We start from the raw sequence: 23,892 nt of genomic DNA, 5'->3' as shown, positions 1-23,892 counted from the left end.
GTGCAATAAATTGGGGAATAGCTTAATCAATACGCGTTACGGGAATCATAATATAATGATAAAAATCAAGAATGCCTGCAAATAATCTAATTTAACACAATTCGAATGGCCAATAAATTGGAAAATTGAATATAAGTCAACTTTTAATTCTTGGTGGGTAAGCCTTGGCTGCATTTGTCTAAGCCCAAGCTGCTTTAAATGGGGTGGGGTCGAAAAAGTAGTGGATGAGCAAACGGAACAATTCAATTTTCGGATCCAAAAGATCGCCTGCACAGCGAGCAGGTTGTTTTTTAAGGGTTTACCAAATGATGGCGGGATACACCATGTTCGGAAGAAAGGACGTGATGAACATGTGAGATTGGGATTAAACAAAAAAGGCACAATCTCATTACTGAAATTGTGCCTTGATTTAGTCTTTGGGATTTAAGATTACTTCCTGGAAGTTACAGGTGTATTTGCATTCTGAACTCCCCATCGTCTTCTCCATCGTCTACGTAACATACTTTATCTTTTTTTGGTGAACTACAAAGATAAGAAGATTAGGTCGTGCAGAATAATAATTAGATCTAGTTAACTAAACAATATAATATTCTGAAACACCCTGTTAAAAAGGGTATATAAGAAATTATATTTGGCAATACCAAAAAACACCCTAGTGTATGCACCCCATGCAGTGCTTTATATGCCACTCCCTCAGACTATGAAATTCTATTTGGACTACCGGTCTACGATCCAAATGGTTTTATCTTAATAAATAACCCTTATTTAAGAAATTATTCCAGTGTGGCTGGATATCGCCCGGATTAATTTACCAAATCTTTTAATTAAATTGACCCTGATTCAATTTATTGGGATTAACTTCTTATTTTGTAATCGACAGATCTGCGCAGATTAGTTCAGGTGGATCACCAAAAGTTTATTGAAAACACTTTTGTTTTGATGATTATTAATTTCGGAGCAGTGGGAGATGTGACATCATTTAGAAGATTTAGGATATTCAGATTCTCCATTGTTGCCTCAAATCAATCCATATCGGATGATGCGTAAGCAAAGTTGGCTGTTGAAATCTAGTTTGTTAGGCCTGTTTTTCCTAACAGCCTATCTGATGCCGCCGCCGGACAAAACACCACCATCCGATTCGGTGATTCCTGAATTACGTACTCAGTGTCCACCCGGGTTTAGAAAGAATGAGCACAATGAGTGCGTTGCCATCAACCTATATCAACAATACGATTCGCCCAATAACCAGGGAGTAGGTGGTTTACAAACCGCTCCGCCTCCGATCAGAGATGGTTTTTCTCCACAGCAGATTGATTTGGGCCGATATTTGTTTTTTGACCCTGTACTATCCGTCGACGGCAAGCTTTCATGCGCCTCTTGTCACCAACCCGAAAAAGGATTTTCCGACGGTCTGGCCACCAGCATCGGCCACCAGGGCAAAAAGCTGAAACGATCGGCTCCATCACTGTGGAATGTGGCCTATCTGGAGAGGCTCTTTTGGGACGGACGAGCAACCACTCAGGAAGAACAAATCCAGACCTCATTGTATTCAAAAGAGGAGATGGCGAATACGCCGGAAAATTTGCTGCATACATTGAATGGCATAGAAGCTTACCAAAAAATGTTTCGTGCCGCGTTTCCCCGGAAGGACTATAATGACGGGATAGCGCTCGATGAAATTTATACCGCCATTGCCGCCTTTCAATCGTCACTCGTCTCCCTGAACAGTAGGTACGACCGCTATGCACATGGCTACCACGAAGCGTTGAATCAAAAAGAAATCGAAGGGTTGAATGTGTTTCGATCTTTTGTGGCCCGATGTGCAGAATGTCATACGCCGCCGCTCTTCACAAACCAACAATTCGCTGTAATCGGTTCACCCGAACCTACCGGGGTACCGCTTGACCCGGGGGCGCAAGTTCCGTTTCACGACAAATCACTGCGGGGTGCCTTTAAGGTTCCGACGCTGCGTAATATAGAAAAAACAGCTCCGTATATGCACTCCGGGAGCTTTCCTTCGTTGCATGAAGCTGTCGAGTTTTACACGAAAGGGCGGGGACACGCTGTTCCGGAAGATGAGACACTGTATCTCCACTGGCACATTTGGGAACCCAATCTGTCCGGTTATGAGATCGACCGGCTCGTTGATTTTTTGAAAACACTCACCGATGAGGCATTTATGCCCCAGGTGCCGAAAACACTGCCTTCTGAGCTTATTTCCAACGCTTTGAACTCAAAAGACCCGGGCACCTAAAACAAATAAACTTATACACTGACAAACTAAACGAATGAAATCAAATATTTTTAAAATTATTGGGGCACTGGTCTTGCTGGCCATTGGGGTGGTATTGGGTAAATTTGTTTTCAAAGCACCCAAGGAATCCACCACGCCCATGCCTTCCGGTCTGGGGTATCGCACCACCGGGACTACCGGGGATACCCTTGAGATACATTCTGTATCCTATGACGGTCAGATCATAGAAGTACGACAAGGCGGGTCCATTCAGGAGGCCGTGGAGTCAGCCCATTCCGGCGACCTTATCCGGGTATTTCCGGGTACGTATTCTGAAAATGTATTTATTGACAAAAACAACATCGCCCTCCAAGGGGTGGTTATTGACGGACAGTGGCCTACATTGGATGGTAAAAAAGAAATAAATGATGCGATTTTATACTCCGGTGATGGGATATTAGTTGAAAATTTTAAAATTATTAACTACAAAGGCAATGGCATTATGGGGCAAGCCGGGAATAACTTTGTCATCCGGAACAACTGGATCATCGATACCGGCGTGTATGGGATATTCCCTCAGTATGGTAAGAACGGTCTGATCGAACACAACGTGTGCAGTAAAATTGCCGACGCGGCCATTTATGTAGGTATGTGCGACAACGTGGATGTGCTGCACAATGAAGTCTTTGATAATGTCGCCGGTATTGAAATAGAAAACTCAAGACATTGTCTGGTAGAGAACAATTATGCACACAATAACACCGGTGGTCTTCTGGCTTTTGTCACCCCCGGCCTGCCCATAAAAACAGCTTTTGACATCATCCTCCGGAATAATTTTGTAGTTAATAACAACCATGAGAATTTTGGTGCACCGGGATCCACGGTCGCAGGTATTCCGGCGGGGACAGGGATCCTGATCATGGCTGCAGATGATGTCATCGTAGAGAACAATATCATTACAGGAAATGACAATACCGGGATCACCATCGTAGACCTGGCTACCGGAGATCCCAAAGCGAACGACCCCAACTCGGAAGGCAATCCTGACCGGGTCATTATTCTTGATAATATGATGTATAACAATGGCGAAAACCCCACCGGAGAAATTAAAGCGATCATGCTGACCCAGATGGATTCCAAAGGACCCGATATATTTGCATATGGCGGCGGCACAGGAAGTACGATCCGCGATAAAAATAGATACCGCACCTTTGGTATTGATGATTGGGGGCAAGCGCCGATTACTGACACCAGAGATGTGCGAACTTATCGGTTGCCCGAGCCCGTACCCATAAAAGAGGTTACCCCGGAAGAATTGGGTGAGCTAACCTACTACGGAGTATGTGCAGGCTGCCATGCCTGGGGAACCCGGTTGATCGGGCCAAGGACGAACATTATTCAGGCTATTCATAAAGGCAACCCCCAGGGGATAGTAGATTACATCACGAATCCGAAAAACCTGCGGGAAGATTTTCCGGAAATGCCCCCACAGGATTATCTCAGTGAGGAAGCCAAAATGGCGGTCGCCGAATACATATTGGCCATGAAGGAATAGCCGAGTTGATTTATTCCTTATCAAGTGATTTTAAAGCGCCATATTCGTGACCGCGAATTTCTTCAAAACCTTGGACCATCTCTTTAAGTTTGTCTGGTTTTTCTTCGGCCAGATTATTTTGTTGACCCAGATCCTCATCCAGATTGTAGAGTTGAAATTCAGGGTGGTTTCCCAATTCAATGTTGGTCCATTTGTTCAAGGCCACGCCCGGATAGGGTGGGATCATCGCCCAACTTCCTTTGCGAAAAGCGGTTCGTCCCCGGGCTTCCAAAATGAGCTGATCGCGACCATCCGTACTTTGGCCCATCAACACATCGAGCAGTGCTTTGCTGTCGTTCTCGACTTCTACATCACTGTCCACGAGGTCTGCGAGCGAGGCCATCAAATCAATCTGGCTGATCAGTGCATCAGAAGTCGCGGGTGCAATACGGCCCGGCCAATAGGTCACGAAGGGAACCCGTGTGCCGGCTTCAAATAAACTGTATTTGCCACCGCGGAGTGGTCCCGAGGGGGTGTGATCCCCCAGCCGCTCCACAGCCTGATCTTCGTACCCGTCATCGACCACAGGACCATTGTCACTGCTAAAAATAATCAGGGTGTTCTCGGCCAACCCTTCCTCTTCCAGGGTCTTGATAAATGCCCCAATCATAGCGTCGGCTTCCACGATGACATCCCCTCTGGGCCCCATATCTGTCGCTCCCACAAAACGGGGGTGGGGCGTCCGGGGTACGTGCGGTTGCTGGAATCCGTAGTATAAGAAAAAAGGTTGGTTTTTATGGGTCCGGACAAACTTCTGTGCTTCTTCCAAAAATGTATCGGCCATAGCCTCGTCTTTCCATTTGGCTTTTTCGCCACCTTTCATAAAACCGATCCGCGGTATTCCATTGACGATGCTGTTGTTGTGCCCGTGGGAATAATTCATTTTCAGCATTTCCGGGTTATTGAGTCCGGTGGGTTCGCCTTCAAAATTCTCCTGGTAACTGATCTGAATGGGATCATTCGGATCCAGTCCGACCACCTCACCGTTTTCGATGTATACGGTCGGGACTCGATCCTGGGTCGCTGCCATGATGAACGAATGGTCAAACCCCACTTCGTTCGGGCCGGGTGCGATGTGCTCATTCCAGTTGACTTTGCCGTCACCCAGTCCCAGATGCCATTTTCCCACGACCCCCGTATAGTAGCCCGCGCGTTGTAGCATTCGTGGCAGTGTCATGGTCGCGGTGTCAATAAGCAACGGCGCAGTTCCGGGAAGAATTTTTGCATTTTTATTGCGCCAGGGATAGAGACCGGTAAGTATAGCATATCGACTGGGTGAGCAAGTGGCAGAAGCCGAATAACCTTCCGTGAAACGCACGCCTTCATTTGCCAGGCGGTCCATATTCGGCGTGGGTATCCCCGTTGCACCATAGGCGCCCATATCACCATATCCCAGGTCGTCCATGTAAATCACCACAATGTTTGGCAGATCCTGCATGGATTCATCTTCACCATCCGGATCAGATCCACATCCCGGGAGCAATCCCATTAGAATAAAAAAAAGTGCTAGTGGAGATTTAAAATAAATTTTCATGATTTTCTGAACTTTCACTGATAAGTTTACAAGGTACTAAAAATTATTTTTTCATGATTTTTTCGAGGGTTTGTCGTCCACCACATTGGTTTGCATCGCCCCTCTGGAATAGTCGACTTCAGGTACGGTGGGGTTTTCCAGGATAAACTGAACCGCTTCGTGGACACTCATGTGGTGTTTGTCGGGTTCATTGAGAAGATTGCTTTTGTATAGTATATCACGTACCGGACCGATGACATTGGATAAATGCAAGGTAATGTTTTGTTGTGCTAAGTCCTGTTCTACTTCCTTGAGTACGCGGATTCCCGTGCTGTCAATGCTGTGAATGTTGCTGGAATCCAAAATGACATGCTTCAGTTTTTTTCGATCATGCCGTTTAACACATTGTTTGATGGAGTCTTTGAAAAAAGAGGCATTGGCAAAGTAAAGCTGTTCGTCAAACCGGACAATGGCAATATCCGATCTTTTGATGGCTCCTTCATGACGGTCCAGATTCCGATACCGGGTACTGTCTTTGATCCGACCCAATTCCACCACGCTGGGATGGGTGCTGCGGTACAACATCACAGAAATGGAAAGCATAACGCCGCAGGCCACACCCTCCATAATTCCCACCGAGAGGGTGACCACAAAGGTCGTCAGCATCATTAAAAAGTCACTTCGGTGTGTCCGCCACAGCGAAATGGCCTGCCTGTATTCAAACAAGCCCACGACAGCCACCACAATGACGGCACTAAGGACTGCCAGAGGAAGGTAATGCAGTAAAACCGTAAAGAACATCAAGGAAATAGCGACCAGGGCAGCTGCTATGACGGATGACATCACGGTTCGTCCGCCGCTATCGCTGACAATGGATGATCTGGAAAAACTACCATCTGTCGGCAAGGCCTGAAAAAAAGATCCCACGATTTTAGCCATTCCCAGACCCAGCAATTCCTTGTCCGGCTGAACATCATAATATTCATGCTTGGTTTCGATCGCCTTCGCCATACTCATGCTGGCAACAATACCGATGGTCAACAGAGTAAATACTGTGGGCATGAGACTTATGATCGTGCTCATGCTCAAATCCGGCCATACCCACTTCGGTAATCCGGCCGGCACCGAACCAATAATCGCCACCCCATATTGATCCAGTTGAAACACATAGCAAAGCAGCGTTGCAACCGCCATAACAATCAAAGCGGAGGGCAAGAACCGTCCCAGTCGTTTGATAAGCAGGATCGCACCCGTAGAGACTCCAAATATCAGCAAGGTTAGCAGATGGGTGTAGGGAAGGTTTTGGATGGCGTACAGCAGGGTATCGTAAGCATGGGTGAAGCGGGGAATTTGGATCCCAAGGATATCATCTAACTGCGTTATAATAATAATGATCGAAGCGGCGGAAGTAAAGCCTGCAATGACCGGATAAGAAATAAAGTTGACAAAAAATCCCATTTTAAATACACTCATCCCCAGTTCCAGAACCCCAATCAACAGCCCTGCTGTAATAACCAGGGAAATGTAGTGTTCGGAACCAACCTCTGCCAGCCGGCTCACACCAGCGAGCAACAATATCGAGGAGATGGCTACCGGGCCGACAGACAAGTGTGGGGAACTACCAAATAATGCATAAATCACCGGAGGAATGAGACCGGCATACAACCCGTAGATGGGTGGCATCCCCGCTAACATGGCATAGGCCATGCCTTGTGGGATGAGCAATACCCCGACAGTCAGGCCGGTGTACAGGTCCGCCTGAAAGTCTTTCTTATCATAATGCTTCAAGGTCTCCGCTAATGGAAATACAGAACTCAAGTTTATCATTTTACGAAGGTATTCCTTATTTAGCTCAACGTATAGTTTCTGAAAATTGCTCCCGGTGCAATGGGTTTCCCGATACATCATAATGGGTGAACTCAATAAATGGCGTATCCTCCTTGCGATCCACCTCCACCGTTAAAAAACCACCTTTGACACGCAAGAACCGGTGTTCCGGCCGGACATCATCTGATTTCCAGCCACCGGCATGTGCATCCGATACAGGGCCCGAACCAAACTCCCACAAATCTCTGTTGATATCTTTTGATACATATTGCCAGTGCCGGTCCCCATTCACTATGTACATGTTTTTTTGATCTGAAATAAAATTCCGGACCCACTCGCCTTCTGTCTGAAATCGGCTGTTCGAATGATTATCTGCTTTCTTTTCACGATCCGGACCGACCACAGGCATGGGTGAAATAAGAATTTTGAATGTGGCATCGGATTCTTTGACCGTTTTTTCGAACCAGGCTTTTTGCTCATCGCCCCATATGGACCGTTCAGCGGCTGGAATATCCTGATGCTGATGACGGAACTCCCGGGATTCGACCAGCCAGATCTGTAAATCCTGACCCCAGCGAAAGGTACGGTAGGGTTTGTCTTCCAGCGGAACATTTTCGCGCCACAATTTGAGTCCGTCTGTGTACGTCAGTTCTCCCAGCGGCTTGGTTTCTTTCCAGGCATCATCGCTCAGCAGGTCGTGGTCATCTTTGAGCATGTAGATTGGCGTGCTTTGAAAAAAAGTACGCAGCGAGGGCCAACTGTTCATGGCGTGCCATTTGTGACGTGCTTTTTCGACGGTGGTCGCCATAGGTCCGGGTCGGTCGTAGTAGATGTAATCGCCTGTCTGCACGAATAAATCTGGTTTCATGCGACGCATGGAATCATAGCTTTGATAGCCCCGTTCTGCATCATCATAATTCCAAAAATACTGACAGGTGCTGGTGGCGAGTAATACAGGCGCCACTGCTGTGTCAATGGGCGGTGTCCGGAATTCACCCGTCAGACGATTGATTTTATCGGAGGAGCTCTGCCGCCCTTCCACGATAACCGTATAGTGTGAGGCCGCATCCAGTCTCCGGATGGGAATATGCACCGTAAAATCATGGCTTTCCCGTGCCGGAAACCATTCCGTGGTGGTTTTCTTTCCGGCACCATGGACGATCAACCGGACTTCGCCGGAAATGCCTGGCACGGCCCCATCCATCTCATGGACCGGCATATCTTCGTTAAATGCAACCGGAAAATCGGTCCCTCCTTTGTCAACCCGTTCATGACGGACCGGCACCGGATGCATCTGAGCGCACAGCCGGGTCCAGATAATCGCCGAATGGGATCGCAACTCGGTGACCTTTATACCGTTGGTAAAATATACCAGGCTGGGATCATCCTTTCCCGGGCCCAATAGCTGCTTGCGGAGATGTACAAAAGGAAGCCCCAGCACATAGAGGCCTGTCCTTCTGAAAAAAGATCGCCGGGTCGGTGATTTCATGGGATCGAATTAGTCAGAAATAGCATTGTCAAAGGTGAATATAATGAAATCTCCAGTTTTTCATTCAAAGTTCATGAAGCGAAGATTTAAAAAACACGGACCAGCGAACTGAAAACGATCATGCTATTAATTGAAATACAGCGGGTCAGAAGAAAGCCTTTTCATCTGATCAAGGACCGAACAAATTCATGATCATTTCTCGAAAATACCATTGAAACTCGTATAATGCTTTAAAATTAACAATAACTTAATGTCATAACACCGGCAATTACTATATTTATGCTTCAAATTTGCCCTGGTACAAAAAATCAATACAACCGACCGTCATAATAAGTCAAAAAGCGAATGGAAATATTTTACCTGGTACTTGTAGTTATCTTGTTTGTGCTGGCGATATCTGACCTCGTGGTTGGTGTCAGCAATGATGCTGTTAACTTTCTCAATTCGGCCGTTGGATCAAAAGCGGCACCCTTCAAAGTGATCATGTTCGTCGCCGCAATGGGCGTATTGGTAGGCGCCACGTTTTCAGGCGGTATGATGGAAGTGGCACGAAAAGGCATTTTTCATCCGGAATACTTTTATTTTTCCGAAATCATACTGATCTTTTTAGCAGTGATGGTCACAGATGTGATCCTGCTGGATACCTTTAATTCGTACGGAATGCCTACATCGACCACGGTCTCAATCGTGTTCGAGTTATTGGGAGCGGCGGTCGCGATGTCGCTGATTAAGGTGTTTATGGATCCGGATGCGATGCATCTTCACGAATACATCAACAACGGCAAGGCACTGGCCATTATCGGCGGGATCCTGATGTCGGTAGCTATCGCATTTACCATCGGTGCCCTGATTCAGTACATTAGTCGGTTTATTTTTTCATTTGATTATGAAAACCGGATGCGCAAAATCGGTCCTTTATTCGGCGGGATAGGCATCATGGCGATTACCTATTTTATGTTGATCAAAGGGGTGAAGGGTGCTTCGTTTATGTCCGATGAGCTCACCCAAACGATCCAGGAAAACACCGGCATGATTTTATTGATCAGTCTAATTGGCTGGACGGTTATTTTATTCGCACTCAACCGCTTGTTTAAGATTGATATACTGAAGGTGTTGGTGTTGGTGGGCACTTTTGCCCTGGCCATGGCTTTTGCAGGGAATGACTTGGTCAACTTTATAGGGGTTCCTTTGGCGGCATATAATTCCTATGAAATCTTTAAAGCCAGCGGGGCTGAAGCGGATGCTTTCCTGATGGACGGGCTGGCCGGAGAAGTAGCTACGCCGGCGATTTTGTTGGCCGGAGCGGGGATCATTATGGTGATCACGCTGTATTTTTCTAAAAAAGCCCAGGCGGTGGTCAAGACTTCATTGGACCTGGGACGACAGGATGAGGGATACGAACGCTTTTCCTCCTACATGCTTTCTCGAAGCCTGGTGCGGAATGTGTCTGCGGTCGGAGAGGTGGTCAGAAAAAATGTCCCGATAAAAGTGCGCAAGGTTTTCAGACGGCAGTTCGATGAACGCCCATTTACTGAAAAGCAACAAAAACTCAAAAACGATGCACCGGTTTTCGACATGTTGCGGGCATCTGTGACATTGGTCGTGGCCAGTATCCTAATCGCTGTCGGGACGAATTTCAAACTACCCCTGTCCACCACCTATGTGACATTTATGGTATTTATGGGAGCGTCATTGGCGGATGGAGCATGGGGGCGCGAAAGTGCAGTGTACCGGGTATCCGGGGTGCTTTCCGTGATCGGCGGGTGGTTTTTTACCGCCTTCTCGGCGTTTACAGTCGCTTTTTTGCTTGCTTTGATCTTTTATTTCACCGGGATTATCGGCATAGTAGCTGTACTGATTGTGGCTGGTATTGCGGTGTATCGGACGCACAGCACGCATTCCAAGCGGATTGCAGATCTGGAAGAGTTCGAGCGACGGAGTATGGATGGCGGATTGAATCGTGCAAAAATCATTGATCTGTGCATCACGCAGATTGAGAACTTTTTGGTCAAATACGATGAGGCGGTCAGTAAGTCATTGAAAGCGCTTAAGAAGGAGGACCGGAGTGGATTGAATGACGCAAAGCAGGTGTTTGAGCCTACCCGGAAAAAGATCGAATGGCGACAGCTGCAGTCCAGCAAGATTCTGGATGATGTACCGGAAGATGAGTTGGAGGCTGGTCATTTATACATCATCGTGATCGATTATCTGCACGAACTGGCGCTTCAGACGGAATCCATCCTGAAAAGCAGTTATAAACACGTCGACAACAATCATAAACCGCTGATTGCCGAACAAATCGATGAACTGCAGGAAATGCACGAGATGATTAAGGATCTGTTCAATCAGATTATTGAAATATTTAAAACCCTGGACGTCGAAAAGGCCCGGGAATACGCCAGCCGGCTTCAGCAGTACGCCAGTCGGATCCGGGATATCCGGAAGAAACAGATCAAACGGATCAAAAAGCGCAAAGTCGGAACCCGGAACAGTATCCTCTATCTGCATCTACTCGGAGAGTTCCGGAATATGACACTCTTTGCCCACCGCATTCTGCGGGTGCTCGAAGATCTGATTATCGATCATGCGGAGCAGGACGGGGTGGATATTAAGGAAATTAAGGAGGAACTGGAACGGATTCAGCTGGCCGGGGAAGAGCTGGAGCGGGAATGATTTCAATGATCGATGGCAATTCCAGGCATCTTATTAGAGTGAGAATGTCCTGAAGAGACATCGCTGTAATCTCATGGTCCCCAACTGGTCAGGGAATTTGCACGCATAGTTTATCTTACATTGGTTATCAAGGGATTGAAATTTGAACAGGGTCTAGATGGTTTTATAATCTGACCAGCTACTTTATATATTTTTGCATGATAGGCATGAGTTCCATGGTGAGTTCTTGCTGCATTTTTGATGTCTTCATCATGATCTGCGGCAGTTTTTTCTGAATCTGCTGGCCGATCGGTGAATTATAAAACTCCAGTAATGCATCCACTTCTTCTTTGGTGAAGACCTCCATTTGAACATCGGCTATTTTGTCCATGGATTTATCCATGATCATTTCAAATTCCTTTTTAAATTCCGCTCTGCTTTCCGTGGGAATATTTGGAGTTATTTGTTTCATCATTTCATCGATGATCAGGCCTTGCCCCATTTGTATGTCCATCAACGTTTTGATTTTGGTCTTGTAGGTCGGATCGGTGATCTGTCCGGATGCGGAATACCCCATGATAAGAATGCTGAAGGCTAAAATTAAATTTTTCATCGTACTAAATTTTGGTGAAGAGAATCAATCCGATCGATGAATTCATTTCAGAATCTCAACCGGGATGCATCCATTGCCATCAGGAATTCGGATCTGGGCTTCTAATATAATCAAAATCTGCCAAAAGGAAGCCATGTACCGGCTTGGATGCCCCATTTATACAAAAAATATGAGCCGGTTATGCACCTGCTTTCCGCCCGTTTCCCTATTTTAGCGATATGATGAAATCTGTTTTAAAATTTTTATGGATCCCTATAATGTTGACGGTGATGGTTTCGACGGTAAGTGCACAAGAAAAAATCACGCCGGTGTTTAATCACCTGGCGATTTCTGTTAAAAATTTACCGGAGGTCACCGCGTTTTACAAAGATGTTCTGCTCCTGGAGCAAATTGAAGAACCGTTTAAGGTCGGGCGACATTCCTGGTTTAGTCTGGGCCCTGGTATGTCCCTGCACTTGGTTGCTGACGCGAAGGAGGTCAAAGAACATCCCCGAAACGATCATTTGTGCGTGAGCATTCCTTCCATGGATGCATTTGTCGATCATCTGGATAGCATCGATCAGCCCTACTACAATTCTAAGGGCAGTCCGCAAACGCGGCAAACGCGACCCGATGGTGTTCAGCAAATTTACATCGTAGACCCCGAAGGTCATTGGATCGAGATCAATGATGAGGTAGGCGTTAGACATTAGTCTATAGTTCATAGTCTTTGGTATTTGGGACGCTACCGATTTTGGACGCTTCGCTTTGGTCATTAGGACCCCCCACTGGTGTCAGATACTTGCCGGGAAGGGCTTGAGGGTGAGGTAGTGTCTGGCACCTAACCCGCTTCATTCATCACGTCATTCTATTTTTTTGGTGCATCAAGCTGGTTCATTTACATCTCGTTTCATATCGGGCAATTTCCAGGCAATCAAACCCATCAATGGGAGATAGGCACAAATATGATACACAAAATATATACTACGCACATCAGCAAGAAGCCCCAATAAGGCCGAAGCGATTCCAGCCACACCAAAGGCAAAGCCAAAGAACAAACCGGAAACCATACCGATTTTTCCAGGCATCAACTCCTGGGCGTACACCAGAATGGCTGAAAATGCAGACGACAAAATAAACCCGACCAGCACACTGAATACCGCGGTCCAGAAGAGATTGGCATAGGGCATCGCCAGGCTAAAGGGCGCCGCTCCCAGGATAGAAAACCAGATCACATACTTCCGGCCGTAGCGATCGCCCAACGGACCGCCCATATAGGTTCCCACCGCCGAAGCCCCCAGGAAGGCAAAAAGAAACAGCTGGGAAGACTTGATGCTGACCTGAAATTTTTCAATCAGAAAGAACGTATAGTAACTCGTAATGCTGGCCAGATAGATGTATTTCGAAAAGATTAATACCAAAAGGATACCTATGGATACATGAACGGTCCGCTTCGATAGATGATGCGTCGGGGCCTCAGGGTGTCCGTTTGCTTTTTGTATGCTCATCTCCTCAAACTTCTTTTTGGCCCACCGGCCCACATAGATCAATACGATGATGGCAATCACGGCCAAAATGCCGAAATAAATCACATGACTGCGCCCATATCGAACAATGATCAAGGCAGCCAGTAACGGACCCACCGCGGTGCCAAAATTGCCCCCGACCTGAAAAATCGACTGCGCCAGACCCCGTTTTCCACCGGACGCCAGGTAGGCGATCTTCGAGGCCTCCGGATGAAATATCGAAGAGCCCGTGCCGATCAAAGCCACGGAGACGAGCACCGCTTCAAAGCTGCCGGCAAACGAGATGGAGATCAGTCCGATCATCGTCACCCCCATCCCGATGGCCAGGGAAAAAGGTTGCGGATTCTTATCGGTATATCGACCCACAAAAGGTTGGAAAATGCTGGCTGCCAACTGAAAAGTCAACGTGATCAGCCCTACCTGGGTAAAACTCAGCGAAAAGGTCTCTTTGAGCATCGGGTAAATCGATGGAATCAGGGACTGCAGCATATCGTTTAGCATATGCGACAGGCTGATGCCAAAGAGGATGCTGTAAACCGTCGTGGTTTGCAGCTGATTCAAGCCGTTTTGTGATCCGTTGGTTTTCATAGCGGGGCGCAAAAGTACCGAATCAAAGGATCATTTTTCTATAAATACAGATTTATAGGCTTTGATTAACCTGTATTAAAATCCCATCCCCGCGAGTCAGACTATTCCGGTGTTAGATGAGAATATTGCTTCGCGTATTCCAGCATCTGTTCTGCAAAATCATCGGGGTATTCCACCTGCACATCATTGATCTCCCCGTCTTTTTCGACGGGCACCAACCTGGGATTAATAAACCCGCCGTAGGGGGCACTCTTGAACCGGGCTGTTCGATCCAGCACCTCCTGGTGCATCGCCGGATCCACCTGCACCCCATAGTTTTCCACCAGCGCTTTGCCTGCTTCGAAATCTCCTTCGGATTTAATCCGTTGCACTTCCGCCAGGAGTTGGCCAAACAATTGGCGCAATGCTTCGTAATCGCGGATGTCAAAATAGGTTTTTCCATCGCGCACCTCCTTGACGATGACCTCGTCTTTTTGCCCTTTTTCATAGACCCAGCTGGCCACCATCTGGCGGTTCCTCATATGGTCCTGTTCGATGATCGTGCCAGGTTCGAGGCGCCGCAGCTGCAGCATCAACCCGTTTTTGATGTAGTTGTCGTACGAGGTGCGTCCGACATCGAGGTCGTCCATCACGCCAAATTCAATCAATCGGGGATCCAGGAGATAGTACAAGCCCACCAGATCCGCCCGGGCTTCTTCCAGTGTGCTCGAATAATTCTTCAGCGTTTCCTTCGGCGTCCCTACACCGGGGGCCAGTTTTCCACTGGCATGACCGATCACCTCGTGCAGTGCCGTATGGAGTTTGCTGGCCTGGCCCCCGTAGGCTTCTGCCCGTTCCACTTCGGTGCTGTCGTTGCTAAACTCACCGAGGAATCCCTTGGTGCCGGCCTGCTCGTAGGCGTTGACGATGTTTCCAAGACTGATCGATTTTGAGCCATATTCCTTGCGGATCCAGTCTGCATTCGGAAGATTCACTCCGATCGGAGTTGATGGCGACGCATCCCCTGCCTCACCGGCCACGTTGATAAAATTGTAACTGATTCCAACCACATTTTCCTTTTTAAAAGCATCGTCAATGGGTGAATTTTCTTCAAAATAGTGCGCGTGATCGGCGAGCACCTTCATCTTTTCAGAAGCATCCAGGTCTTTGATCTGGACGATGGACTCATAGGATCCGGTGTACCCCATGGGATCATTGTACACTTCAACAAAGCCCTGAATGTAATCCACGATTCCAGATGTGTCCTGCACCCAGGCGATGTTGTATTTATCCCAGGTGTCCAAATCTCCGGTCTGATAGTAATCGATCAGCAGTCCCAGAGCCTTTGCTTGCTGTGGCGTATCAGCGACAGCCTTTGCTTTTTCCAGCCAATGGATGACTTTTTCAAGCGCAGCGCCATACAAGCCACCGACTTTATACACTTTTTCGACCACCTGACCATTGTCATTTCGGGTCAATTTGGAGTTGAGGCCATAGGACAGCGGTCGTGCAGCATCTTTGCCTGCCGTTTTTGATTTGAAATAGGCCTCCACTTCTTTTTCGGTGATATCGGGCCCGTAAAAGTTGACCGCACTGTTCAGAACCAGATCCTGTGAGCCATCTTTGCTCACTTTTTTGGCATCTACCGAGGGATCAAAGATGACGGGCAGCATTTCATCCCGAAGGGTGGTGCCCGTTTCCTTCAGGAGCTCTTCCAGGTAGTCCTGTGGAAAGCCGGGGTTGAATTTGTCATAGGAATAATGGTGGTGGATTCCGTTCGAGAACCAGATCCGTTTCAGGTAGATTTCAAAGTTTTTCCAGTTTTCGTCCGTTTTGTCTCCATCGTACGTCCGATAGATTTTCTCCAGCGCATTCCTGATTTCAAGATTGTGGCGGTAATTTTGGTCGTAGATGATGTCCCGGCCCGCCAGTCCGGCCTGGGTGAGATAATATACCAGCTTTTTTTCCTGCAAATCCAGTTTGTCCCACGCGGGGATCTGGTACCGGAGGATTTTGACATCGGCAAACTGTTCGGTCATATACTGAAAGTCATCCGATTCTGCTGGTTTAGCAGGGGCGGATGCCGGATCGTTGGGCGCACAGGACACAGCGAGTAGGACCATGCAGAAGACGCCGAATGGAAGGAATTTGAGGAAAGACATACGTGGTTTTTTCATGTTGTTATTGGTTTTTCTAAACATCTTGATGCATCTGCATGCAAGCACGTGCTAAATGGGAAGGTAACAAGATTCGGGATTCTATGCAAGAGAAAAGTCAGAACAGGATTCTGAGATTTTAGGATAGTCAGGATTCAGTAGGAGCAATTGGGGCTGAAGAAAGTTAGGTCTCTGTTTCGCAATTCGAATTTAGAACAGGATTATAAGATTTTAGGATAGTCAGGATTGGGGAGCAGCATCTGAGGCTGACGAAAGTTAGGTCCTGTTCCGCAAATCGTAATTAGAACAGGATTGTAAGATTTCGGGATAGTCAGGATTGGGGAGCAGCATCTGAGGCTAAAGAAAGTTAGGTCTCTGTTCTGCAATTCGAAATTAGAACAGGATTAAAAAGATTTTTGGGATAGTTATGACTAGTTTGATTGATGAATTGTACTAACGGTGTGTTTCACAATTAAACATGAATGTAGCTGAAGCTTCCAGCCCCGTGTACAGAGTCATTCCCAAAAGCAGAACTCCCCACGCCTAGTGCTGTAATTCACAAGTTGAATACATTATTTTGAGGCGCTCCCAGATTGTTCCACTTCGTTCCACACTCACGGATCGCCACTCAAAAGAAGCGATTCGTGAGCGCAAAGTAAAACGGCGCGATCTGGAAGCGCGAGGTAATACCACTACATTATTTATGATATGCTGCACTAGTGTTCTGTTTCATAAGTTATGTGGAATAATTCTGAGATCAGTTTTGTGATGGACAAGGCGTCAAAACGCAGACAAAGCCGGGGTTCTGTCGAGGCTTTGCAACGCAGGATATCACAAAAACGGGCCAAAATTAACCATAATGATTTGTGAAACGGAGCACTAGCGCGGATGCTTTTGCTCCATTTGGGCAGATCAGGTCTATTATCAAAATTTGCTGTAATTTAGGGGTTTTTTGGTAAGACCAATTTAAGAATAAGTCTGGTTCAACATCCATTTAGAAAATAAACATAGATTCATGACACGATTACTTCAACTTTGTTTTCTCTTTTTATCGTTTTCACTCTTCGGACAACAAGGGGGCATGTGGGTGCCGTCGCTGCTGGAAGGGATGAATGAAGATGAAATGAAAAGCCTCGGCATGAAAATGTCGGTCGAGGATATATATAGCGTCAACCAATCCAGTCTGAAAGACGCGATCGTTCACTTCAACGGCGGATGTACCTCGGAGATGATCTCTGGCCAGGGACTCCTGCTAACCAATCATCACTGTGGTTATTCCTTGATTCAGAGCCATTCGACCCTGGAAAATGACTATCTGGAACACGGGTTTTGGGCGGGCAGCCTGGCTGAGGAATTGCCCAATCCCGGAATTACGGCGACATTTATTATCCGCATCGAAGACGTGACCGATCAGATTTTGGAAGGGGTTACCCCCTCGATGGATGAAGCCGCAAAGAAACAATTGATCGAAGCGAACACCGCCACAGTAGTGCGGGACTCGCCCAAGGAATCTTATCAGGAAAACCGGGTCCGGGCTTTTTACGAGGGGAATCAATACATGCTTTTTGTCGTGGAAACCTTCAAGGACATCCGGCTGGTCGGCGCACCCCCCTCCTCCATTGGGAAGTTTGGCAGTGATACCGACAACTGGGTATGGCCGCGGCACACGGGCGATTTTGCGTTGTTCCGGATCTATGCGGACAAGAACAACCGGCCGGCGGAATATTCCGAGGACAATGTGCCGTATACGCCGCGCCATTTCCTGCCGATATCGTTGGACGGAGTCGCTGAAGATGACTTCACCCTGGTATTTGGGTTTCCGGGGACCACCGACGAATACCTGCCGTCGATTGCCATCGACCAATTGGTGGAGACCCTCAATCCGGCCCGGATTGCCATACGTGATGCGGCTTTGGCCATCGTCGATGAATACATGCGCGCCGATCCGGAGATCAAGATTCAATACGCCTCCAAATTTGCCCGCATCGCCAACTACTGGAAAAAATGGCGGGGTGAAACTCTGGGATTGACGAAGTCCGATGCCGCCGGTGTGAAAAGAGCACAGGAGCAGGCACTGACCGCCGAGATCAACCGGACTGGAAAACAAGAAGAGTACGGGGATTTGCTTCCGCTAATGGAACAGTATTACACCGAGATCGAGCCGTATGCGTTGGCGCGGGAGTATTTTCTCGAAACAGTGCTTCGGAATGGCGAATTGCTGCGAACGGCCTTTCAGGTCTATCAGTTGATGCAGGTCTATGAATACCGGGGCGCGCAGGCATTTTCGGATCGGAGGGACAACCTCCTGAAGAGTTTTCAGTCTCAGTTCAAAAACTACAACAGCACCCTGGATCGCGAGGTGTTTGAAGCATTGATTGAGTTATACAGCCGCGAGGTTCCCGATCGTTTTTTACCGGCATCCATGAAAAACATCGATGCGGCACAATGGACAAAAGAGGTGTACAACCATTCGGCTTTTGTCGATTATGAATCGTTGGCGCAGATTCTGAGCGGTGATGGGGATGCGGTCGCAAAAAAACTTAACGCTGATCCCGGGTTTCAAATCACCAGCGATCTGGCCGATGCGTATTTTGATAAAGTTGCCCCCACCTATGATCAGCTCCAGCTTAAGATCAGCGGTCTGGAGCGGGATTACATGCGTGCTTTGCTGGAGCTCAGTCCTTCGGATTCGCGCTTATTCCCCAATGCGAACGGCACCTTGCGTGTCACTTACGGCCAGGTGAAAGGCTACTCCCCGGCCGATGCCGTGTATTATGAACCGGTGACCCACCTGGAAGGCGTCATGGAAAAATACGTCCCGGGTGATTATGAATTTGATGTACCGGAGAAATTGATCGAGTTGTACGAGAAGAAAGATTACGGGCCGTATGCCGAGGACGGGAAGATCGCGGTGAATTTCATCGGGACCAACCACACCACGGGTGGCAACAGCGGGAGTCCCGCCTTGGATGCCCATGGCAACCTGATCGGGATTAATTTTGACCGGGTGTGGGAAGGCACCATGAGTGATTACTATTATGATCCCGCTTTGTCCCGGAACATTATGGTGGACATCCGGTATGTGCTGTTTATTATGGATAAGTACGCCGGCGCCCAACATTTGATCGAGGAACTGACCTTGGTGCATCCGAAGCAGGAAACATCCAAAAAGCGGAAAAAGAAGAAGAAAAAGCGGAAAAGACGGGCTAAGAAATAAAGATGGGCTGCAGCGGTTCGTCCCGGGAAGAAGGAGTGGAGGTGATTGTTAATTGTTAATTGTTGATTGTTGATGGTGGATGGTGGAAGACACTTGTCGGAACAGGATGAGCGTTGGGTAGTGGCTTACACCTGGATAAAAGACCCACCCACTCTAAGGTGTAAGGCACGCTCGAAGGTGCCCTCCACCAGGCCATGGAAGACACTTGCAGCCAGAGTAGGTGCGGACGGATAGTGGCTTACACCTGAGTACCCCCGCCCACCAACTCTAAGGGGTAAGGTACCACCCTTGCCATAGTCCCCGAGCCTTCGCAATACGGGCTTTACAATCCGTTCTTTCATGTTAGTGCACGAACTCACAAATACTGTACACTATTGAAGGCTTCTTTTACTGACATATCTTCATCATCTAAATCCTTCCAGAGCTATGGCTATGCGCGGTTTAGATTCTTCGATCTGTCAAAAAATAATCTCTTCAATAGCATGCATTACTTATGATTCCGTACACTAGCTATCGCTTCCACGAAATTCATAGGCTTGCAAATCCCAAGAGAAGGTCGGATTCGTAAGCCTGCGGGCTGTTAGCGTGCTGCAGAGGATTGCGAAGCCTTGTCATGGTGTCAGGAAAACGAATCTTACAGCTGTAAGGAATGGCTTTTAGAAAATTTCCATTACTTATACGATAAATATGGAAGATCAAATAATATTTGGATATAGTCCCCGAGTCTTCGCAATCCGGGCTTTACAATCCGTTCTTTCGTGCTAGCTATCGCTTCCACGAAATTCATAGGCTTGCAAATCCCAGGGTTAGTTCGGATTCGTAAGCCTGCGGGCTGTTAGCGTGCTGCAGAGGATTGCGAAGCCTTGCCATGGCGTCAGGAAAACGAATCTTACAGCTGTAAGGAATGGCTTTTAGAAAATTTCCAATACTGACCCGGTAAATATGGAAGATCAAATGATATTTGGTCATAGTCCCCGAGTCTTAGCAATCCGGGCTTTACAATCCATTCTTTTCGTGCTAGCTATCGCTTCCACGAAATTCAAATCCCAGGGTTAGTTCGGATTCGTAAGCCTGCGCGCTGTTAGAGTGCTGCAGAGGATTGCGAAGCCTTGCCATGGTGTCTGGAAAATGAATCTTACAGCTTTAAGGAATGGCTTTTAGAAAATTTCCATTACTGACACGATAAATATGGAAGATCAAATGATATTTGGTTATAGTCCCCGAGTCTTCGAAATACGGGCTTTACAATCCGTTCTTTCGTGCTAGCTATCGCTTCCACGAAATTCATAGGCTTGCAAATCTCAGGGGAAGCTCGGATTCGTAAGTCTGCGGGCTGTTAGCGTGCTGTAGAGGATTGCGAAGCCGCTGCAATGTTACATTCTCATTCCGTTTTTACTTTATACAGCCGAATTAACTCACTTCCAAAACAAATCCGTAAAGGCATCACTAAAAAAGTAGGGAAGGAATACGATGAACAAAGCACCGAAAGTAAGGGTGAAAATATAAAATACAGGTCTTGTTACCACTTTTTTATAATGCCAATACATCACCACCCCAGCACACCACAACCACATATATCCAAATGCCATTTGTACTATGGTTAAGTTCTCATGGCTGTAGTTCGCGTATGAAACTACTAGATATACAGGAATTGCGCCAAGGAAAAGCATCAGAAAAGCCGGTTTTCTGACCAGTTTTTCATCATATTTCAATGGAGCATCCATAGAATTAATATTTTTTCTGACATTATTGATTATTCTGGCTTATCGGGAATAGGTCGAAAATCGCTATCGCCTGTTGAATACTTACTCATGAGCTTACTCCGGAAAGTCAGTTTATTGTTTTAGTAGCCCCGTGCCTTTAGGCCGGGGGTGATAATGCAAAAATATATTGGGCTTTCAGCCCTAAATGATTTGCATTTTAACGGCTAAAGCCAATATGTGCTTCATGATAGATGCCCCGGGCTGACCGCGTGCGCTAAAGCTGTAGCGGTGGCGCAAGCACCGGAGCTAATCATTTTAAAATATGACTTTCTGGAGTGAATTCACCCATTCAAATTAATTTTGCAAAATCCACTCTATCCTTACGATGGTCTTAATTTAGCCATTTCTATTGAACTATTTGCACTGAATCCCTCATTTTATGTGCATTCAGTCTTACATATTGTGATATAATTCACTGCAAGACAGCGTGTGTGGAAACCTGACAGCGTTTTGGATTTATTAATTATATAGTAACTTGTGTAATATATAAAACACATGAAATCTGTGCAATAAAAACCTGACAGTGTTTGGAGACTCATACAAAATCAATAATTCCGCCTTTTTCACACAGCCTGAAGGCTACTGTGCGAAATGATGTTAGGGTAATAATAATTTCCGGAGATGGTGCGTGGTTTCATCGAAGTGGGTGGTCGTTTAACAAGTCTGTTTGGTTCTACCCACAAAATGTGACTCTTCTATAATTCACACACTCCATTTTCACGGTCTTGCATATAAGTCCAGCGCTTCTTTTATTTCTTGGACAAAAGTTTGCCGGACGGAGTCTGGTTCCAGGATCTCGACATTTTTACCAAAACTCCGGATGACGCTGTAGAATTCATAATTGGGCTTGATGGTAATCTGAATCAAGGTTTCTGCTCCGTTTTTCCGTGTTTTCTGACTGGGGTGCAGGGGTTTGGTGATTACGTAGGGAAGCGTCTCGTCTGAAAATCGCAACAGAATCTTTTCCAGCTGGCTGTCAGCCTGATGGGTCACCCCGATAATGTCGTAGAAATAATCATCAAAGTCAATCCGGGACGGAAAGAAATAATGTTGAACCGGAGTCAGGTTTTGAATGCGATCGATGGCCAGATTCCAGATGGTGTCGGGTTCCGCTTCCTGGCGGCCGATGAGAAACCAGCGCTGGTTATACTGCTTGAGGTAATAGGGATGAAAGATGTATGAATAATGGGCGCCGGCGAAGTCGCGGTAGTCAATCGACAGAACTTGTTTATTCACCACGGCTTGGAAGGCACCCACGAAAAACTCATCCATGCCGGTCAGGTCGGGGTTGTGCTCGATGCCGATCAGGGCTTTTTCATTGGATGGGTCGATGAAGGGCAGGTGTTCGTTTTCGCGCAATGCGTCCAGCCAGGCACCGAAGGGGAAGTTGGACACGCGTTCCAGGGACAGTAAGATGTGCTGCAGCTCGGTCAGTTGCTGGGGTGTCATGGGACTGTTTTTGATCGAAAACCCTTTTTCACGGTACCGGTAGTAGACTTTCCTGTCGATGGTTTTCTTCTCGAGGTCGGCACCATACAGGTCCGGGTCCTGCAATCGTTCCAGATCGGTATACAGCGTGCGTCGGGAAATGGGTTCCCCGCCCACTTCTTGTACGAGGTAATTATTGACATGATGAAGTAAATCATCTATCGAATACCACTTGATCACATTGGACAGGCAACCATCCAGGATCTGCGCTCGGATTTGTTGGTTCTTATTCAGGGGCATTTCGTACTTGTATGAAATTCATAGAAACTAAAAAGGTTATCATAGATACAGATTTTGAGGTTAAAATGGAAATTAATCATTTTGATGCGAGCAGATCCTATTCGACCAAAAAAAGTCATTCCGCAGAGAGGCGTTGTTGAATGGCAAGATTGCGAAATGACGGTGGGCGAGGATGGTCACACCGTTTGTCGGTGTTTCTTTTGGGACCTGCCAGGAGGTGTGATGTATTCATCTCCGTTGGGATAAGCAGAATGAACGATGTAAAGGTAAGAAGGTCATGTGCAGATTTGGTTCACACATTGAGTCGGATTCGTAAGTCAGCGGGCTGGTAGAGTGCTGGAGCGGATTGCGAAGCCTTTTCGGGTTTCTGACATTTGGCGGTCTGGCTGTTGCGTAAGGATATTTTCTGACACCTTCACCAATATCACAGTTAACAAGATTCCAAAGAATTTGGCAAAGGTGTAAGGCACTACGCCATCGTTCCGCCTCCCCGGCAAGTTCCTTCCACCAACCTATGCTCTGTCATACCATACAGTATGACAAAACTCTCTTCAGTTCTTTCTGCGACCCTATGGGTGAAAGGTGGATAAGGTGATCTCTGCTACCGCACAGCTGCTTGCAACTTTCCCAAAGGGAGCTCTCTGATATTTTTGCGGCTAAAGATGGCTGGGTAAACTTCCTCAATAACGGAGCTTATTAAATCTTCTTGCAAGGTGTTTCATTCACGTGGATTTTTATCAGGAATATCGAAAAACATTTAATTTACCATATTAATCTAGAGGTTCCAATACAGCCTGAACCGGTTTAAGCACAGAACTAAACCAGGAAATAGCTGCTTCGCCATCTTTGATGGCAATATCCGTCGCACCCCGGCTGTGTCTGATCCCATTCCGCAACTCACCAAGCTGACTGAAGCGAATCTGTAAAGTCCCTTTACTTCCAAAACTGTCTTCAAACACCTTCCAGTTGATTTTCGAAGATATCAAATCGAAATATTCCTGCAAATCAAAGAAATCCAGATTTCTTCTTAGATCT

At 46.9% G+C, this 23,892-nt stretch carries 15 protein-coding genes; 5 read left to right on the top strand and 10 right to left on the bottom strand.

Annotated elements, in window-relative coordinates; translation table 11 throughout:
- The first annotated feature begins 1,036 nt into the window (after positions 1-1,036).
- Entirely contained in the window at positions 1,037-2,254 is a 1,218-nt protein-coding gene (locus KUV50_RS07675; RefSeq protein ID WP_222579539.1) for a cytochrome-c peroxidase, read from the top strand.
- A gap of 34 nt (positions 2,255-2,288) precedes the next feature.
- A complete protein-coding gene (locus KUV50_RS07670) occupies positions 2,289-3,788 on the top strand; it encodes a parallel beta-helix domain-containing protein (RefSeq protein WP_222579538.1) in 1,500 nt (499 codons plus the stop codon).
- Positions 3,789-3,798: 10 nt separating this feature from the next.
- Here the strand turns inward: KUV50_RS07670 and KUV50_RS07665 are convergent, their stop codons facing one another.
- Genes KUV50_RS07665 through KUV50_RS07655 form a run of 3 tightly spaced genes read right to left on the bottom strand, consistent with a single transcriptional unit; the run spans position 3,799 to position 8,656 of the window.
- The gene (locus tag KUV50_RS07665) at positions 3,799-5,361 is read right to left on the bottom strand and encodes a sulfatase family protein (RefSeq protein ID WP_222579537.1); all 1,563 of its coding nucleotides are present in this window, start codon (positions 5,359-5,361) and stop codon (positions 3,799-3,801) included.
- Positions 5,362-5,412: 51 nt separating this feature from the next.
- Positions 5,413-7,158, bottom strand: coding sequence for a SulP family inorganic anion transporter (locus KUV50_RS07660; RefSeq protein ID WP_222579536.1), 1,746 nt, complete (start codon positions 7,156-7,158; stop codon positions 5,413-5,415).
- 34 nt (positions 7,159-7,192) lie between these two features.
- Positions 7,193-8,656: an alkaline phosphatase D family protein gene (locus KUV50_RS07655; RefSeq protein WP_222579535.1), complete on the bottom strand. Its 1,464-nt coding sequence runs from the start codon at positions 8,654-8,656 to the stop codon at positions 7,193-7,195.
- Positions 8,657-9,001: 345 nt separating this feature from the next.
- On the opposite strand from KUV50_RS07655, the gene KUV50_RS07650 reads away from it, so the two are divergent.
- Complete coding sequence (locus KUV50_RS07650) at positions 9,002-11,329, top strand: inorganic phosphate transporter (RefSeq protein WP_222579534.1); 2,328 nt, start codon at positions 9,002-9,004, stop codon at positions 11,327-11,329.
- A gap of 178 nt (positions 11,330-11,507) precedes the next feature.
- Here KUV50_RS07650 and KUV50_RS07645 read toward each other — a convergent pair whose 3' ends face one another.
- On the bottom strand, positions 11,508-11,921 hold the full coding sequence (locus tag KUV50_RS07645) for a DUF2059 domain-containing protein (protein WP_222579533.1): 414 nt from the start codon (positions 11,919-11,921) through the stop codon (positions 11,508-11,510).
- Between the two features lie 269 nt (positions 11,922-12,190).
- Here KUV50_RS07645 and KUV50_RS07640 point away from each other — a divergent pair, with 269 nt between their 5' ends.
- On the top strand, positions 12,191-12,613 hold the full coding sequence (locus KUV50_RS07640; RefSeq protein WP_222579532.1) for a VOC family protein: 423 nt from the start codon (positions 12,191-12,193) through the stop codon (positions 12,611-12,613).
- Positions 12,614-12,784: 171 nt separating this feature from the next.
- Here the strand turns inward: KUV50_RS07640 and KUV50_RS07635 are convergent, their stop codons facing one another.
- Complete coding sequence (locus tag KUV50_RS07635; RefSeq protein ID WP_222579531.1) at positions 12,785-14,014, bottom strand: MFS transporter; 1,230 nt, start codon at positions 14,012-14,014, stop codon at positions 12,785-12,787.
- A gap of 101 nt (positions 14,015-14,115) precedes the next feature.
- Positions 14,116-16,170 (bottom strand): dipeptidyl peptidase 3, encoded by a 2,055-nt coding sequence (locus KUV50_RS07630; RefSeq protein WP_261395048.1) that lies wholly within the window; start codon positions 16,168-16,170, stop codon positions 14,116-14,118.
- 994 nt (positions 16,171-17,164) lie between these two features.
- Between KUV50_RS07630 and KUV50_RS07625 the strand changes: the two genes are divergently transcribed.
- Entirely contained in the window at positions 17,165-19,366 is a 2,202-nt protein-coding gene (locus KUV50_RS07625; protein WP_222579530.1) for a S46 family peptidase, read from the top strand.
- A gap of 783 nt (positions 19,367-20,149) precedes the next feature.
- On the opposite strand, the gene KUV50_RS07620 is transcribed toward KUV50_RS07625, so the two are convergent.
- The 4 genes from KUV50_RS07620 to KUV50_RS07605 form a co-directional block, all read right to left on the bottom strand.
- Complete coding sequence (locus KUV50_RS07620; protein ID WP_222579529.1) at positions 20,150-20,335, bottom strand: hypothetical protein; 186 nt, start codon at positions 20,333-20,335, stop codon at positions 20,150-20,152.
- Positions 20,336-20,781: 446 nt separating this feature from the next.
- Positions 20,782-21,090 carry a hypothetical protein gene (locus KUV50_RS07615; protein ID WP_222579528.1) on the bottom strand — a complete coding sequence of 103 codons (309 nt, stop codon included), beginning with the start codon at positions 21,088-21,090 and terminating at the stop codon, positions 20,782-20,784.
- 756 nt (positions 21,091-21,846) lie between these two features.
- Positions 21,847-22,857, bottom strand: coding sequence for a helix-turn-helix transcriptional regulator (locus tag KUV50_RS07610; RefSeq protein WP_222579527.1), 1,011 nt, complete (start codon positions 22,855-22,857; stop codon positions 21,847-21,849).
- A gap of 770 nt (positions 22,858-23,627) precedes the next feature.
- Positions 23,628-23,843, bottom strand: a complete 216-nt coding sequence (locus KUV50_RS07605) for a hypothetical protein (protein WP_222579526.1) — start codon at positions 23,841-23,843, stop codon at positions 23,628-23,630.
- Positions 23,844-23,892 lie beyond the last annotated feature (49 nt).

This window comes from Membranihabitans marinus (assembly GCF_019802045.1).
GTDB lineage: Bacteria > Bacteroidota > Bacteroidia > Chitinophagales > Saprospiraceae > Membranihabitans > Membranihabitans marinus_A.
The sequence above is the reverse complement of the archived record's forward strand: the minus strand, read 5'-3'. Positions and strand labels throughout refer to the sequence as shown.